We start from the raw sequence: 15,996 nt of genomic DNA on the forward strand, positions 1-15,996 counted from the left end.
CCACGGTGCGGGCGCTGACGGCCTCGCCGATCCGGCAGCTGGCGAACGCGGCGATGCACCGCGCCGACGTGCTGCCCTTCTGGTTCGGCGAATCCGACAGCCCGACCGTGGGCGTCATCCGCGAGGCCGCCAGCCTGTCGCTGGCGCGGGGCGAAACCCGCTATGGCGAGAACCTGGGCCGGCCCTATCTGCGCCACGCCTTGTCCCGCTACCTGAGCGCGCTGCACGGCGTGGATATCGGCACGGAACGCATCGCCGTCAGCGGATCAGGGGTATCGGGCATCATGCTGGCCGCGCAGCTGCTGCTCGAGCCGGGCGACCGCGTCGTCGCCGTCACCCCGCTATGGCCCAACCTGACCGAGATTCCCCGCATCCTGGGCGCCCGCATCCAGCGCTACCCGCTGTCGGTGACGGACGGCCGATGGACGCTGGACGTGCCCGGGCTGCAGCAGGCGCTCACACCCGACACGCGCCTGCTGCTGCTCAACTCGCCCAACAACCCCACGGGCTGGACCATCGAGGCCGAGGACATCGCGCCCATCCTGCGGCATTGCCGCCGGCATGGCATCTGGATTCTCTGCGACGACGTCTACGAACGCCTGCTCTACGACCCCGCGCTGGCGTCAGCGCCGTCCTTCCTCAGGCACTGCGCGCCCGATGACCGCGTCATCTCGGTCAACAGTTTCTCCAAGGCCTGGTCCATGACCGGATGGCGCGTCGGCTGGATGGTCGTGCCCGCGTCACTGACGGACGATCTGGCCAAGCTGATCGAATACAACAGTTCCTGCGTCTTCGATCCCGTGCAGCGGGCGGCGACGGCGGCCCTGGAACACGGCGAGGCCACGGTGGCGGCGCTGCGCGCGCAACTGGCGCGAACCCGCACGCTGCTGACCGACGCGCTGCGCGGCTTGCCCGGCATCGAAGCGCCCGATGCCGGCGGCGCCATGTATGTGTTCTTCCGGATGGCGGACGCCGCCGACTCCACGCTGCTCGCACGACAACTGGTGGAACAGACCGGCCTGGGCCTGGCCCCCGGCGCGGCCTTTGGTCCGGAAGCGTCGGCATGGCTGCGCTGGTGCCATGCCACCAGCCCTGAACGCCTGGAAGAAGGGTTGAGCCGGCTGCGCCGCTTTTTGACCCAACGACGCACATAGCGAGGCCGCCTCGCACGGTCCGGCCAGACCGGACCCACGCATACGCAATCGCCAACGCCAACGCCAACGCAAATGCGGACGCGCGGACCGTTCAGCCCTCGGGCCGTCCCGCGCGCTCGGCCGCCATCCGCGCCAGGCAGTCGGCGGCATCGCCAATCACCACGCGGGCGCTGCAGGCCAGCATCAGGTTGAGATTCAGGCCAAAGTCCTCGACCGTGTATCCCAGCGCATCGATGGCGCGGGCGGGCGTGTCCGCCGTGCCGACCGCCACCTGCGCGATCAGCGAATCCGCCTGCTCGGTGTACGCCCATACCGGCTTGCCGCAGGCGATGGCGTAGCCCACCTCGAAGGCCGTGCCCGAGTCGGGCTCGGCGCCACGGAACGGATTCAGGTTGGCCATGACCAGATCCGCGCGCTGGATCATGGCCACATTGGCGCGGTAGATCCACTGCGCCAGCGCCGCGCCGGCCAGGCCGGGCGGCGTCTGGTTGTCCAGCGGGAACAGGCCGTCAAAACCGTGTCGGGCGGCCAGCGCCTTGAGCCGCTCGCCATGCGCCGCCGCGTCCGGCAGGAACACGTCGAAACCGGCCAGATAGACGCCGGGCCGCGCGCCGCTCATGACGGCTCCGGTTCGGACACGGAAAAGCCCTCGCCGGTGGCGAAGAACGAACCGCCGGCCAGGTAATGGATCGAGCGGCGGCCCTCGGAAGGGAAATGCCATCGATTGCCCGAGAACACATCGGGCGCGGCCCAGGCGGCCACGACCTCGCCGATGAACAGATCGTAGGCCTGCTGGTTGTGCGGCTCGGGCAGCACCTTGCATTCCAGCCAGCCCAGGCAGCCCGCGACCAGCGGCGCGCCGATCTTGCTGGCGGGGAAGGTGGACAGGCCGCTGGCCTGGAACTTATCCTCGTCGCGGCCGGAATCCGTGCCGACCTTCAGCGTGGCCCGCGCCTGCTCGCGCGACGGAATGCACAGCGCGAATTCGCCGGAAGCGTCGATCAGCGTGCGCGTATGGGTGTTCTTGTCCACCACCACCAGCATGCGGGCGGGGTTGAAGTCCAGCGGCATGGCCCAGGCCGCCGCCATGACGTTGCGCCGACGGCCGTGGGCGCTGGTGACCAGCACCGTGGGGCCGTGGTTCAGCAGCAGGTAGGAACGGGACAGCTCGACGGGCTGGATATCGGGCGCAGGGGACACGCTGGACTCGCTTGGAACGCCGGCAGCTCGGGACGCGCCTGCGCCTAGAACATGCCGTTCTTGTTGGCGGGGTTTTCGGGAATGTCCTGGCTCACGTCCCAGTGCTCGACGATCTTGCCGTTTTCCAGGCGGAAGATGTCCACCACGGCCTGGCCGCGGTCTTCGGGCGTGTCCTTCCACAGGTTGTGGATCATGACCAGCTCGCCCTCGGCGATCACGCGCTTGATCTCGACGACGGCCTGCGGATGCTGCTCGAAATACGCCGGGAAGTAATCCTGCGTGGGACCGACGCCGTCGGGCATGTAGGGATTGTGCTGCACGTACTTGTCGCCCACGTACAGACGCACCGCCTCGTCGACGTCGCGGTCCAGGAACATCATGCGGAAAAAGGCCACCGCGATCTCCTTGTTGGACTGCGGCGCGGCGGACGCGGGCGACAGCGCCAGTCCGCCGGCGACCAGCAGCGTACAGAAAGCCAAGGATTTCAAGGGGATACGCATACGAAACGACTCAAGTCAGGACACCGGCTGGCGGTTCGCCAGTTTACAAATAAAAGACGGCGTCCCGGCCCATTTCCCGCCAGCGCCCGAGAAAATCGGGCGTCAAAACGACAATGGCCCGCCATTGGGCGGGCCGGCTCCGTTCCGGGCGGGCTACCCGGACGGAACGGATCAGTATCCGACGGTGAAACGGCGGCGTGTATGCCGGGGCGTCTCGATCTCGTCGGCCAACGCGATGGCGTAGTCTTCCATCGAGATCCAGCTCTTGCCCTCGTCGTCCGCCAGCAGCACGTCATCGCCCAGGCGGAACTTGCCGGTGCGCTCGCCCGGCTCGAACAGCGCGGACGGCGACAGGAAGGTCCAGTTCAGCACCTTCTCCTGGCGCAGCGCGTCCAGGAACACCACGCCGGCGCGGGCCTCGGGCTTGTAGGCGTCGGGAAACTCGGGGGTGTCGATCAGCATCTTGCCGGGCGCCACCTGCAGGCTGCCCGCGCCGCCGACCACCAGCAGGCGCGGCACGCCGGCGTCCTTCACCGCTGCGATCAGCGGCTTGGCATCGGACGAGACGAAGCGCGAGGCGCTGACCACGGCGTCGTGGCCGGCCAGCAGCGCGGTCAGGCCCTGCGGATCGGTGGCGTCGCCCTGCTTGACGGTCAGGCCGGGCTGGGGATTGACGTCGCCCAGGTTGCGGGCGATGCCGGTCACCTGGTGGCCGCGCTTGAGCAATTCGTCGGCAACGCGCGAACCCACGCGGCCGGTGATGCCGATCAATGCGATTTTCATGGTCTTGCTCCTGTCAGTAGGAACCGGGCGCGCTTGCCTTGCGGACTGTCCGTAAGCCCCGCCGCGGTTCAGGCAACACCATGCTATTCGGTCGAATCGATGGGAAAAACCCACCGGAACGGACGAGTTCTTTGCAATCCGCGCACCAATGCCGGCGAATGCGCCGCCGGCCCGCGCCGCGAACCGCGCGCGGCGCATGGCTACAGTGTGCGCCGGGCGGCGGCGCTTGAACAGCGGCGCCGCCACGGCCGCGTCAGCCCGCCGCGCGCTGCGCCTGATAGACCTGCAGATGCGCGTAGGCCACGCGCAGATAGGTCGCGTCCACGCCCAACGTGGCGGCGCGGCGCACCATGTCGCCGACGATGTGGTCGGCCTCGACCGGCAAGCCCTGGCTCAGGTCGCGGAACATGGACGCGGTCATGGGCTGGCTGGTGTCGGTCAGGATCTTCAGCACCGAGGCGTCGGCCTCGGGCCGCACCGCATGCCCGGACGCGGCCGCCACGGCCTGCGATTCGCGCAGCAGGGCGCGCAGGATGTCGGCGCCGTCGTCGGTGGCGGCGATCCGGCCCACCGGCCCGCGCATCAGGCAGGTGCCGGCCGCCAGCGTGGTCAGGAATACGTACTTTTCCCACACGTCCTGGTGGATGTTGTCGCTCAGGCGACTGCTGAATTCGCCGCCAGCCAAGGCCTGCGCCAGCGCCTCGCAGCGGGCGCTGCGTGCCGGGCCGGCGCGTTCGCCGAACACGATGCTGGCGAACTTGCCCAGGTGCACGACCTCGCCGTCCGGCCCCAGGGTGGCGTTGATCTGGCACAGCCCGCCCAACACGCGCCGCGCCTCGAACTCGCGGTCCAGCACCTCGTATTGCAGCACGCCGTTCATGATGGGCAGCACCGCCGTGTCCGGCCCCACGGCGGGGCGGATCGCCTCGATGGCGCTGGCCAGGTCATAGGCCTTGCAGCTCAGCACCACCACGTCGTAGGCGCCGTCCAGCGTCTGGCTGGTGGCGAGCTTGGGCCGCACCACGGCGTCGCCCAGCGGGCTGCGGATGCGCAACCCTTCGGCGCGCAGGCGCGCCGCGCGCGGCTCGCGCACCAGGAAGGTCACGTCCGCGCCGGCCTGGGCCGCGCGTCCGCCAAAGTAGCCGCCGGTGCCGCCGGCGCCCAAGAACAACAAGCGCATGTCTGTCTCCTGTCTGGCAGCCCGCAAGTCTTGCGGGCGAACGCGGACATTATGCGCGCGGCCGCGGCCGGACCGAAGCCACGGGCCAAAGCCACGAACCGGAATCACGGACCGGAATCACGGGCTGGCGTTCAGGGCTGCGCGTGGCGCGCCCAGGCCTCGTAGCCGCCGCGCAGCGCCCAGGTGCGGCGATAGCCGGCGGCGCGCAGCCGCCGGGCCAGCATCGCGGCCGAGACCTCGTTGGGGCAGGCGCAATAGACCACGATGTCGGCGTCCTGCGCGTCCGCCTCCAGCGGCGGCAGCGGCGCGCGCAGGTCCACCGCGATGGCGCCGGGAATGCGCTGGGCGTCGCGCTGGGCCTCGGGCCGCACGTCGAACACCAGCGCCTGGCGGCCGTCCTGACGCCAGCGCATCAGCTCGTCGACCGACAGCCTCGGGATGACGCGCAGCTTGCGCACCAGCACCCAGCGGCGCAGCGCGCGCACGACGATGTACAGCGCCAGCAGCGCGGCCAGCAAGCCCAGGCCCATGGCGCCATAGTTCGCCAGCAGGTCCAGCACGTCGTTGACCACGCCATGGAACAGGCCGCCCAGCAGCAGCGCCGAGCCGGCCCAGATCATCGCGCCGACCAGGTCGTACAGCAGGAAACGGCGCAAGCCGGTGCCCGTCAGGCCGGCCATGACGGTGGACAGCGCGCCCGCGCCCGGCAGGAACTTGCACACCAGCAGCGCGCGCACGCCGACGCGCAGGTACAGCCGCTGCGTCTGGCGGATGCAGGAATCCTGCGACAGCGACAGCTTGCAGACCACGCCAAGCAGGCGCGAACCGTAGCGCCGGCCCGCCAGGTACCAGAGGCTGTCGGCCAGCAGGCAGGCCAGCGTGGCCGCGATCCACGGCGCCAGCCAGCCGGCCGTGCCGGCCAGCGCGCCGGCGGCGATCAGCATGGGATAGGCGGGCACGGGCAGGCCGGCCTGTTCGATCAGGACGTTCCCGAACACCAACCAGGCGCCGTACTGCTCCAGCAGCAACTGTATGTCTTGCATCGTGTCTTCCGACGGGCCGCGCGGCGCGCGGCCGGGTTCAGGGACTGGCCGTCCCGCGAGGGGCGGGCCCGGTCCGGCACAGCGGGGCGGCGCCAGACGCGCGCGCCCGCGCCGGAATTTTAGGCGGCCCGGGCGGCCTTGCCAGCCCGGGCCGGTGGAACACTGCATTGCGCGGCGCGCCAGGATTTGAGCGCGCCGCCGTCCACCACCTGCAAAGCCGCACCACGATGGTGCCGACAATCCCCGCCGGCGTGCCTATAATCCTGCCCGGCCATCAGGTTTCCCCGACTTGCCGCGGGAACGCCGCATGGCATACAAATTGCTTCGCCATGGCAGGCCGCGAACCCGACCGTTCGGATGGGCGCGCCTGCCTGCGCCCCATCCGATGACCGATCCCAACACCACGCATCCGCCCGCTCGCCCCGGCTCGTCCGCCGGCGGCCGCAGCCATCGGGCGGCGAGGGGCCGCGCGCGCGGCGATCGCGTCCTTTCCCCATTCCCGTCCATCACCGCGAAGGAGCCCCACGCATGAACTCCCTATTCCCCTCGTCCGCCCGCCGCGGCCTGCTCAAGCTGGCCGCCGCCGCCGGCGCGCTGATGCTGGCCGGCACGGTCCAGGCCCAGGCGCCCGAAAAGGTCAAGGTCGCCGCCATCTACACGGTGCCGGTCGAGCAGCAGTGGGTCTCGCGCATCCACAAGGCGCTGACCGCCGCCCGCGACCGCGGCGAGATCGACTACGCGTTCTCCGAGAACGTCACCAACGCCGACTACGAGCGCGTCATGCGCCAGTATGCCGAGCAGGGCAACAAGCTGGTGGTGGGCGAGGCCTTCGCGGTCGAGGCCGCCGCGCGCAAGGTCGCCAAGGACTATCCGCAGACCGCCTTCCTGATGGGTTCCTCGGGCAAGCCGCAGCAGCCCAACTTCGCGGTGTTCGACAACTACATCCAGGAGCCGGCCTACCTGACCGGCATGATCGCGGCCGGCATGAGCCAGACCGGCAAGATCGGCCTGGTGGGCGGCTACCCCATTCCCGAAGTGAACCGCCTGATGCAGGCCTTCATCGAAGGCGCGCGCGAGATCAACCCCAAGGCCGAGTTCACCGTCACCTTCATCGGCTCCTGGTTCGATCCCCCGAAGGCCAAGGAAGCCGCCTTCGCCATGATCGACAAAGGCACCGACGTGCTCTACGCCGAGCGCTTCGGCGTGTCGGACGCCGCCAAGGAACGCGGCAAGCTGGCCATCGGCAACGTGATCGACACCCAGCCGCAGTACCCCGAGACCGTGGTGGCCTCGGCCCTGTGGAGCATGGAGCCGACCATCGACGCGGCGCTCAAGCAGGTCAAGGCCGGCGCCTTCAAGGCCGACGACTACGGCCAGTACTCGCTGATGAAGCACAAGGGCTCGTCGCTGGCGCCGCTGGGCACCTTCGCCGGCAAGATCCCGGCCGACCTGATCGCCAAGGTGGAAGCCAAACAGAAGGCCATCCTGGACGGCAGCTTCAGCGTCAAGGTCAACGACAAAGAACCCAAGTCCTCCGCGCGATGAGCCCGGCGCCGCTCGCCCTGCGACTGACGGGGATCACCAAGCGCTTCGGCAGCCTGACGGCCAACGACGACATCTCGCTCACGCTCGGACAGGGCGAGGTGCTGGCCCTGCTGGGCGAGAACGGCGCCGGCAAGTCCACGCTGGTGTCGATCCTGTTCGGCCACTACGTGGCCGACGCCGGCGCCATCGAGGTCTTCGGCCAGCCGTTGCCGCCAGGCCGGCCCGACGCGGCGCTGGCCGCGGGGGTCGGCATGGTGCACCAGCACTTCACGCTGGCCGACAACCTGACCGTGCTGGACAACATCATGGTGGGCACGGAATCGCTGTGGAAGCTGGCTTCCGGGCGGCGCCAGGCCCGCCGCAAGCTGGTCGAGCTGGGCCAGCGCTTCGGCCTGGGCGTGGATCCCGACGCGCGCGTCGGCACGCTGTCGGTGGGCGAGAAGCAGCGCGTTGAAATCCTGAAGGCGCTGTATCGCGGCGCGCGCGTCCTGATCCTGGACGAGCCCACCGCCGTGCTGACGCCGCAGGAAGTCGACGGCCTGTTCGCCACGCTGCGCGGTTTCGTGGACGAGGGCCTGGCCGTCATCTTCATTTCGCACAAGCTGGACGAAGTCATGGCGGTGTCGCGGCGCGTGGCCGTGCTGCGCCAGGGCAGGCTGGTGGCCGAGCGCGAAACCGCCGCCACCACGCCGGCCGAACTCGCCGAACTGATGGTGGGCCGCAAGGTCGCCATGCCGCACGCCGAGGCCGTGGCCGCCGCCGAGCAAGCGGCGCCGGTGATCGCGCTGTCGCAGGTGACGGTGCGCGACCGCGACGGCGCCACGCGCCTGGACAGCCTGGATCTGACCGTGCACCGGCACGAGATCGTGGCCATCGCCGGCGTGGCCGGCAACGGCCAGCAGGCGCTGGTGTCGGTGCTGACCGGCCTGCGCCAGCCCAGCGACGGCGCGATCCGGCTGGGACCGGAGCGCGCCCCCGCGCCCCGCACGCCCGCCGGCTGGACCGCCGCGCGCGTCGGCCGCATCCCGGAAGATCGCCACGGCGAAGGCATGATCGGCGACAGCCCGCTCTGGGAAAACGCCATCGTCGAAGACCTGAACGACCCGCGCTTCGCGCGCTGGGGCATGATCCGCGCGCGCGCCGGCCGCGCCTACGCGCAGGCGCTGGCCAGGCAGTTCGACGTGCGCGCCGCCTCGCTGGACGTACGCACCCGCAGCCTGTCCGGCGGCAATATGCAAAAGCTGATCCTGGGCCGCACGCTGGCCCGCGAGCCGGACTTCATCGTGGCCGACCAGCCCACCTGGGGCCTGGACATCGGCGCCGTGGCCTATGTGCGCGAGCAGCTGCTGGCGGCCCGCCGGCGCGGCGCCGGCGTGCTGCTGGTGTCCGAGGACCTGGAAGAGATCTTCGCGCTGGCCGACCGCATCGCCGTGCTGTGCGGCGGCAAGCTGGTCGACGTCAAGCCGGTCGCGCAATGGACGCCGGCCAGCGTGGGCCTGGCCATGACGGGAACGCGCGCCTAGGGCCGGTCACGCCCCGGCGCGCGCTTCCCACCCATCACCGAGCAAACATACGCATGAAACTACTCCTGGAACGCCGCCCCGAGCCCAGCCGCCTCGCGCTGGCGCTGGCTCCCGTCGCGGCCATCCTCTTCACCCTGGCGGTCTGCGCGCTGCTGGTGGCCTGGGCCGGCGCGCCCGTCGGGCGCACCTATGCGCTGCTGTTCGAGGGCGCCTTCGGCTCGCGCTTCGCGCTGTCCGAGACCCTGACCCGCGCCACGCCGCTGATGCTGACCGGCCTGGCCTGCGCGGTGGCCTTCCGCGCGCGCTTCTACAACATCGGCGCCGAGGGCCAGCTGTACCTGGGCGCGCTGGCGGCCGTGGCCGTGGGCGGCCTGCACGACGGCGCCGGCTTCGACCTGCCCGTGCCCATGCTGTTCGCCGGAATGATGCTGGCCGCCGCGCTGGCCGGCGCGCTGCTGCTGCTGATTCCGGCGCTGCTCAAGACGCGGCTGGGCGTGGACGAGGTGGTGACCACGCTGCTGGGCAACTTCATCGTGCTGCTGTTCGTCTCCATGATGCTGGACGGTCCCATGAAGGATCCCATGGCCATGGGCTGGCCGCAGTCGGTGGCGCTGAACGGCGACCTGGAGCTGGGCAAGCTGATCGAGCGCACCCGCGCCCACACCGGCCTGTTGTGGGCGGCCGGCCTGGCGCTGGGCCTGTGGCTGCTGAACCGCTACACGGTGTTCGGCTTCCAGATGCGCGCGGTCGGCGCCAACGCGCACGCCTCGCGCTTCCTGGGGCTGCCGGTCAGCCGCGTGATGCTGGGCACCGCGATGCTGTCGGGCGCGCTGGCCGGGCTGGCCGGCGCCATCGAGGTGGCGGGCCGCACCGGCTACGTCACGCTGGACATGTCGCCGGGCTACGGCTACACGGGCGTGGTGGTCGCCATGCTGGCCGGCCTGCATCCGCTGGGCGTGATCCTGGCCAGCGTGTTCGTCGCCGGCATGCTGGTCGGCGCCGACAGCATGAGCCGCGCCATCGCCGTGCCCAACTACATCGCCGACGTCATCGTCGCCACCTCGCTGCTGGCCATGCTGGTGGCGACGCTGTTCGCGCAATACCGCCTGCGCCGCAATCGGGGCTGAATCATGGAATGGATGGATCTGCTGAGTTCTTCGGCGTTCTGGGTCGCGGTGCTGCGCCTGGCCACGCCGCTCATCCTGGGCACGCTGGGCGTGCTGCTGTGCGAGCGCGCCGGCGTGCTGAACCTGGGCATCGAGGGCATCATGGCCGCCGGCGCCTTCACCGGCTGGCTGGTGGTCTACCTGGGCGCGCCGCTGTATGTCGGCGTGCTGGCGGCGGCGCTGGCCGGCGCCGTGTTCGGCCTGCTGCATGCCGTGCTGACCGTGCCGCTGGGCCTGTCGCAGCACGTGTCGGGGCTGGGCGTGACGCTGCTGGCCACCAGCCTGAGCTACTTCGCCTACCGCGTCACCTTCCCCAGCGTGAACACGCCGCCCACGATCACGCCCTTCGCCGAGATGAAGTTCCTGGCCGGCATACCCGTGATCGGCCCGGTGCTGGCCGGCCAGACGCCCATGACGCTGCTGGCGCTGGCGGCGGTGCCGCTGCTGGCCTGGGTGCTGAACCGCACGCCAGTGGGTCTGGCCGTGCGCATGGTGGGCGAGAATCCCGCCGCCGCCGAGGGCCAGGGCCTGTCGGTCACCCGCCTGCGCATCGGCGCCATCGTCGCCGGCTCGGCGCTGATGGGCGTGGCCGGCAGCTTCCTGACGCTGGCCGCCTTCAACGCCTTCTTCTTCAACATGGTCAACGGTCGTGGCTGGATCTGCGTGGCGCTGGTGGTGTTCGCGTCGTGGCGTCCCGGCAAGGCGCTGCTGGGCGCGCTGATCTTCGCCTTCTTCGACGCGCTGCAGCTGCGCCTGCAGCAGGGCGGGGCTGCGCTGCCGGGTCTGCCCGAGCTGCCGTATCAGGTATACCTGATGCTGCCGTACCTGCTTTCCATCCTGGCCCTGGTGGTGATGGCGCGCCGCGCCGCGTACCCGCAGGCCTTGATGAAACCCTACCGCAAGGGCGAACGCTAAAAGGGGTGTAGGCCCCCCCCCGAAGCGCTGCGCGCTTCCCCCCAGGGGGCGTCGCGACGGACCGGCAGAGCCGGCTCCGTGCGACCCCGATGGGGCGACGCTTCGTTCATGCGACGACGGTAAACGCAGCGCCATGAACCACTGACATCTTCCGCGAGGAACCACCATGCTCGACCTGATCATCAAACGCTGCACGCTGCCCGACGGCCGCCAGGACATCGACATCGGCATCGCCCAGGGCCGCATCGCGGCGCTGGAGCCGGCGCTCAAGGCCGAGGCCGCGCGCACCATCGACGCGGCCGGCCAGCTGGTGTCGCCGCCTTTCGTGGACGCGCACTTCCACATGGACTCGACGCTGTCCTTCGGGCTGCCGCGCGTGAACCAGTCGGGCACGCTGCTCGAAGGCATCGCGCTGTGGGGCGAACTCAAGCCGCTGCTGACGCAGGAAGCGCTGGTCGAGCGCGCGCTGGCCTATTGCGACTGGGCCGTGGCGCGCGGCCTGCTGGCGATCCGTTCGCATGTGGACGTGTGCGATCCGCGCCTGCTGGCGGTAGAGGCGCTGCTGCACGTGCGCGAGCGGGTCAAGCCCTACCTGGACCTGCAGCTGGTCGCCTTCCCGCAGGACGGCGTGCTGCGCGCCCCCGGCGCGATGGACAACCTCAAGCGCGCGCTGGACATGGGCGTGGACGTGGTCGGCGGCATTCCGCATTTCGAGCGCACCATGCAGGACGGCGCGGAATCGGTGCGTCTGCTGTGCGAGCTGGCCGCCGAGCGCGGCCTGCGCGTGGACATGCACTGCGATGAAAGCGACGATCCGCTGTCGCGCCACATCGAGACCCTTGCCTACCATGCGCAGCGCCTGGGCCTGCAGGGCCGCGTCACGGGCTCGCACCTGACGTCCATGCACTCGATGGACAACTACTACGTGTCCAAGCTGATCCCGCTGATGCGCGAGGCCGGCGTGTCGGCCATCGCCAACCCGCTCATCAACATCACGCTGCAGGGCCGCCACGACAGCTATCCCAAGCGCCGCGGCATGACGCGCGTGCCCGAGCTGCTGGCCGCCGGCGTGCCGGTGGCCTTCGGCCACGACTGCGTGATGGATCCCTGGTACAGCCTGGGCTCGGGCGACATGCTGGAGGTCGCGCACATGGGCCTGCACGTGGCGCAGATGACGGGCCAGGACGCCATGCGCGCCTGTTTCGAGGCCGTGACCACGACCCCGGCCCGCATCCTGGGCCTGGACGACACCGGCCTGGCGGTGGGCAAGCGCGCCGACCTGGTGCTGCTGCAGGCGCGCGACGCGGTCGAGGCGCTGCGCCTGCGCGCCACGCGCCTGATGGTGCTGCGCGGCGGGGAAGTCATCGCCGAAACCCCGCCGGCCACCGCCACGCTGCACCTGCCGGGCCGTCCCGCGCAGGTCAGCTTCCAGACGCCGGCCCGCTGAGCGCATGCGGCGCGGCATGCGCCCGGCTTCGTCCCGCCTTACTTCAACGGCATGCAGATGCAGGTCTGCAATTGCGCCGGCGGCGTGGTGCGCGGGTCGTTCATGTACATCTCGAACATGGGGAAGTCCGCCGGCACCTCGCCGCTGCCGGGCAGCCATTCCGAGAACATCCAGTTGTAGGGCTTGTCCATCTCGTTGTACGGACCGGTATAGGTCAGGATGGCGCAGCGGCCTTGCGGGATCTCGAAGCGTTCCAGCTCGTCGCCCAGGTCGGCGTCGGGCGCGACCGACATGCCGGCCTTGGCGCGCAGCTCGCTGGCCGGCACCTGCTCGGGATCATCCAGGTACACGCCGTAGCCGACCGATTCGGGCCGCGCCAGGCCGCGGCTGGCGGCCAGCATGAAGACGCGCGAGAACAGCGGGCAGATCTCCTGGTAGCTGCCGCGATGCGACAGGACCGCCAGCGTGGCGCCGGGAAAGGTTTCGATCTTGATGGGGTACATGCCTAGCTCCTGTGGGTCGAAGGGACGGGAGCGGGCGGCCCGGTAGCGCCCCGGCGAAATGCCGAAGGTCGCGCCGAATGCCCGGTTGAACGCCGCGTCCGACTCATAGCCGGCGCGCTGCGCCACCTCGCGCAAGGAAGCCTCGGACCGTCCCAGCGCCACCGCCGCGCGGTGCATGCGGATGCGCTGCACGGTGGCGTTCACCGTTTCTCCCATCAAGGCGCGGTAGACGCGATGGAAGTGGTACGGCGACAGGCAGGCCAGGTCCGCCAGCCGGTACAGGTCCGGGTCGGCGTCCGGGTGGCTCGCCAGCCAGCGCAGGACGGGTTCCAGGCGCTGGCCATAGTGGTTCAGGGTTTCGGGCTTCATGCGGTCTCCTTGGAACGCACTGTAGCGGCGGCCCATTTGCAGATTTTGCGATTTTCGCGTGCCGGTCGGCACACGCCCAGGCGCCGGAGCGCGGCAGCCCTCCGGCACGGAAGCGCCGCGAGGATTGCCGGCGCGCTAGCGGACGATCATCTTGTTCCAGCGCGCGTTGAACGCGGGACGATCGGCGTTGATGCGCTCCCAGTTCACGATCTTGGCGTTGGTCATATAGCCCTGAAAGCGCTTGAACGACACGACGTGGTCGGGCGGCGGCGAGACGTTCTTGTTCGACGGAAACAAGCTGCCCGTCTCCAGCGCCTTGACCTGCGCCTGCACCGACAGCAGGTACAGCGCCAGTTGCTGCGACAGTTCAGGCTCGCTGTTGCGGGCCACCACGCACTCGGCCACCATCAGCACCGCGGAGCCCTCCTTGGGCGCGGCATACTCCACCGGCACGCCCATGCGTTTCAGGCGCATGACGGCGGTGGGGGACAGCGGAAACAGCGCGGCCTCGTCGGCCTCGATCAGCTCGCCCAGCCGGGCCGAGTCAGGCAGGTATTCCCGCACATTGGCGCCGACCGAGCCGGGCCAGGCGCGAAAGCCGGGATTGGTGTCTGCATCGGTGCCGCCCTGGATGCGGTTGAACATGAGGAAAGCGTGCAGGCCGAAGGTGCTGGCGGCGGCGGACTGCATCACCACCTTGCCCTTGTACCGGGGGTCGGCCAGGTCCATCCAGGACGTGGGCGGCGCCCAGCCCTGCCGGGCGAACAGGCGGGTGTTGTAGCCCAGCCCGGTCATGCCGACGTTCAGGCCCACCGCCTTGCGGTCGCGCCGGACGGCGGTGGGGTACAGCTCGCGCAGCACAGGATCGTCCCTGAGCGGCTGGCACAGGCCGGCGGCGACGGCCCGCACCATGACGCCGTCGTCCAGGAACATCAGGTGCATGCCGGGCTTGCCCTTCTGCGCCTGGGCGCGGGCCAGCACCTCGGCCGACGTGCCCGGCACCACTTCGATCCGCACGCCCTGGGCGCGCTCGAAATCCGGAAACACGTGCTTCGCATAGGCTTCGGCCATGCCGCCGCCATTCATGCCCACGTACAGCGTCTTCTGCTGGGCCGGGGCGACTGCCGGGAGCAGGACGGCCATGGCCGCGCCGGCCAGCAGCCGCAACGCCTTGCCCAGGCGGACGGGGCCGCCTTGCTTCTTGCTCATCATCGTGACTCCGGAGTGGGTCTGCCTGGAAGCTGGAGCATACTGCCGGGAATGCGACGACTGAAAGACGGGCCCGGCCTGCCTCAGACCGGATAGGTGCCCGGCAGCAGGATGCTGCGGTCGCCCGGCACGATCGAGCGGCGGCCGCACAGGGCCATGGTGGTGTCCATTTCCTTGTAAAGGATCTCCAGCACGCGGCGCACGCCGTCCTGGCCGTAGGCGCCCAGGCCGTAGAGGAAGGCGCGGCCGATCATGGCGCCGCGCGCGCCCAGCGCCACGGCCTTGAGGATGTCCTGGCCGGAGCGCACGCCGCCGTCCATCCAGACTTCGATCTTCGAGCCCACCGCGTCGGCGATGGACGGCACCGCCGCGATCGAGGACATGGCGCCGTCGAGCTGGCGGCCGCCGTGGTTGCTGACGATGAGCGCGTCGGCGCCGCTGTTGGCGGCCAGCTGGGCGTCCTCGACGTCCAGGATGCCCTTGAGGATGAGCTTGCCGCCCCAGCGCTGCTTGATCCACTCGACGTCGTCCCAGCTCAGGCGCGGGTCGAACTGCTCGGCGGTCCAGGAGGACAGCGAGGACAGGTCGCTCACGCCCTTGGCGTGGCCGACGATGTTGCCGAAGGTGCGGCGCTTGGTGCCCAGCATGCCCATGCACCAGCGCGGCTTGGTCGCCAGGTTGATCAGGTTGCGCAGCGTGGGCTTGGGCGGGGTGGACAGGCCGTTCTTGATGTCCTTGTGGCGCTGACCCAGGATCTGCAGGTCCAGCGTCAGCACCAGCGCCGAGCAGCCGGCGGCCTTGGCGCGGTCGATCAGGTTGCCGACGAATTCGCGGTCGCGCATCACGTACAGCTGGAACCAGAACGGCTTGCCGGTGGCGGCGGCCACGTCTTCCAGCGAGCAGATGCTCATGGTGGACAGCGTGAAGGGCACGCCGAATTCGGCGGCGGCCTTGGCCGCCAGGATCTCGCCGTCGGCGTGCTGCATGCCGGTCAGGCCGGTCGGCGCGATGGCCAGCGGCATGGCCACGTCATGGCCGGCCAGCGTGGTGCGCAGCGAGCGTCCTTCCATGTTCACCGCCACGCGCTGGCGCAGCTTGATCTTCTGGAAATCGCTCTCGTTGGCGCGGTAGGTGCCCTCGGTCCAGGCGCCCGAATCGGCGTAGTCGTAGAACATGCGCGGCACGCGGCGTTTCGCGACTACGCGCAAATCTTCGATGCAGGTGATCGTTGAGAGCTTAGCGGTCATGGCTGGGTCTGTAGAGTGCGGGACGCGCGGCGGAACCGGCGCATGCGCGCGCGCCGCGCGGCATGGCGCGGGCAGAGGCGGAACATCGGGAAGGGCCCGATCGCATGGCGTCCTTGGTTTTTCTTGGAAGAATGGGGCCGCCGGCGGCGGGCGGCCTTGCAGTGCAGCAAGGCCCTGCGGCCCGGCGGCGCCGCCCAGTATACGCGCCGGTG

General features: G+C 70.1%; 15 protein-coding genes. 6 read left to right on the forward strand and 9 right to left on the reverse strand.

Annotation, left to right across the window (positions count from 1 at the left end):
- The first annotated feature begins 5 nt into the window (after window positions 1-5).
- Complete coding sequence (locus AC6LJ5_RS27605) at window positions 6-1,154, forward strand: pyridoxal phosphate-dependent aminotransferase (protein WP_498142186.1); 1,149 nt, start codon at window positions 6-8, stop codon at window positions 1,152-1,154.
- A gap of 91 nt (window positions 1,155-1,245) precedes the next feature.
- Here the strand turns inward: AC6LJ5_RS27605 and AC6LJ5_RS27610 are convergent, their stop codons facing one another.
- The 6 genes from AC6LJ5_RS27610 to AC6LJ5_RS27635 form a co-directional block, all read right to left on the reverse strand.
- The gene (locus AC6LJ5_RS27610) at window positions 1,246-1,773 is read right to left on the reverse strand and encodes a nucleoside 2-deoxyribosyltransferase (protein WP_498142183.1); all 528 of its coding nucleotides are present in this window, start codon (window positions 1,771-1,773) and stop codon (window positions 1,246-1,248) included.
- The gene (locus AC6LJ5_RS27615) at window positions 1,770-2,354 is read right to left on the reverse strand and encodes a flavin reductase family protein (protein WP_498142184.1); all 585 of its coding nucleotides are present in this window, start codon (window positions 2,352-2,354) and stop codon (window positions 1,770-1,772) included. The genes AC6LJ5_RS27610 and AC6LJ5_RS27615 overlap by 4 nt, the downstream gene beginning before the upstream one ends.
- A 44-nt stretch (window positions 2,355-2,398) precedes the next feature.
- Window positions 2,399-2,854 (reverse strand): nuclear transport factor 2 family protein, encoded by a 456-nt coding sequence (locus AC6LJ5_RS27620; protein WP_103271863.1) that lies wholly within the window; start codon window positions 2,852-2,854, stop codon window positions 2,399-2,401.
- A 171-nt stretch (window positions 2,855-3,025) separates the two neighbouring features.
- On the reverse strand, window positions 3,026-3,637 hold the full coding sequence (locus AC6LJ5_RS27625) for an NAD(P)-dependent oxidoreductase (protein ID WP_392411590.1): 612 nt from the start codon (window positions 3,635-3,637) through the stop codon (window positions 3,026-3,028).
- 253 nt (window positions 3,638-3,890) lie between these two features.
- Window positions 3,891-4,817 (reverse strand): 2-dehydropantoate 2-reductase, encoded by a 927-nt coding sequence (gene panE / locus AC6LJ5_RS27630; protein WP_103271861.1) that lies wholly within the window; start codon window positions 4,815-4,817, stop codon window positions 3,891-3,893.
- 131 nt (window positions 4,818-4,948) lie between these two features.
- Complete coding sequence (locus AC6LJ5_RS27635) at window positions 4,949-5,860, reverse strand: DedA family protein/thiosulfate sulfurtransferase GlpE (RefSeq protein WP_103271860.1); 912 nt, start codon at window positions 5,858-5,860, stop codon at window positions 4,949-4,951.
- A gap of 528 nt (window positions 5,861-6,388) precedes the next feature.
- On the opposite strand from AC6LJ5_RS27635, the gene AC6LJ5_RS27640 reads away from it, so the two are divergent.
- From AC6LJ5_RS27640 to AC6LJ5_RS27660, 5 genes are all read left to right on the forward strand, one after another.
- Window positions 6,389-7,405, forward strand: coding sequence for a BMP family protein (locus tag AC6LJ5_RS27640; RefSeq protein WP_392411592.1), 1,017 nt, complete (start codon window positions 6,389-6,391; stop codon window positions 7,403-7,405).
- Window positions 7,402-8,928 carry an ABC transporter ATP-binding protein gene (locus AC6LJ5_RS27645; RefSeq protein ID WP_103271858.1) on the forward strand — a complete coding sequence of 509 codons (1,527 nt, stop codon included), beginning with the start codon at window positions 7,402-7,404 and terminating at the stop codon, window positions 8,926-8,928. Before AC6LJ5_RS27640 ends, AC6LJ5_RS27645 begins: the two co-directional genes overlap by 4 nt.
- 53 nt (window positions 8,929-8,981) lie before the next feature.
- Window positions 8,982-10,055, forward strand: a complete 1,074-nt coding sequence (locus AC6LJ5_RS27650) for an ABC transporter permease (protein ID WP_392411596.1) — start codon at window positions 8,982-8,984, stop codon at window positions 10,053-10,055.
- 3 nt (window positions 10,056-10,058) lie between these two features.
- Window positions 10,059-11,009 carry an ABC transporter permease gene (locus AC6LJ5_RS27655; RefSeq protein ID WP_212315394.1) on the forward strand — a complete coding sequence of 317 codons (951 nt, stop codon included), beginning with the start codon at window positions 10,059-10,061 and terminating at the stop codon, window positions 11,007-11,009.
- Between the two features lie 166 nt (window positions 11,010-11,175).
- A complete protein-coding gene (locus tag AC6LJ5_RS27660; RefSeq protein ID WP_392411598.1) occupies window positions 11,176-12,456 on the forward strand; it encodes an amidohydrolase family protein in 1,281 nt (426 codons plus the stop codon).
- 38 nt (window positions 12,457-12,494) lie between these two features.
- On the opposite strand, the gene AC6LJ5_RS27665 is transcribed toward AC6LJ5_RS27660, so the two are convergent.
- The 3 genes from AC6LJ5_RS27665 to AC6LJ5_RS27675 all read right to left on the reverse strand — a co-directional run bounded on the left by AC6LJ5_RS27665 (window position 12,495) and on the right by AC6LJ5_RS27675 (window position 15,784).
- A complete protein-coding gene (locus AC6LJ5_RS27665) occupies window positions 12,495-13,328 on the reverse strand; it encodes an AraC family transcriptional regulator (RefSeq protein ID WP_498142185.1) in 834 nt (277 codons plus the stop codon).
- 135 nt (window positions 13,329-13,463) lie between these two features.
- Window positions 13,464-14,540, reverse strand: coding sequence for an extracellular solute-binding protein (locus AC6LJ5_RS27670; protein WP_369869741.1), 1,077 nt, complete (start codon window positions 14,538-14,540; stop codon window positions 13,464-13,466).
- Window positions 14,541-14,620: 80 nt separating this feature from the next.
- Window positions 14,621-15,784 carry an alpha-hydroxy acid oxidase gene (locus AC6LJ5_RS27675; RefSeq protein WP_103271853.1) on the reverse strand — a complete coding sequence of 388 codons (1,164 nt, stop codon included), beginning with the start codon at window positions 15,782-15,784 and terminating at the stop codon, window positions 14,621-14,623.
- Between the last annotated feature and the right edge of the window lie 212 nt (window positions 15,785-15,996).

Source organism: Achromobacter sp. 1011791174 (assembly GCF_059760925.1).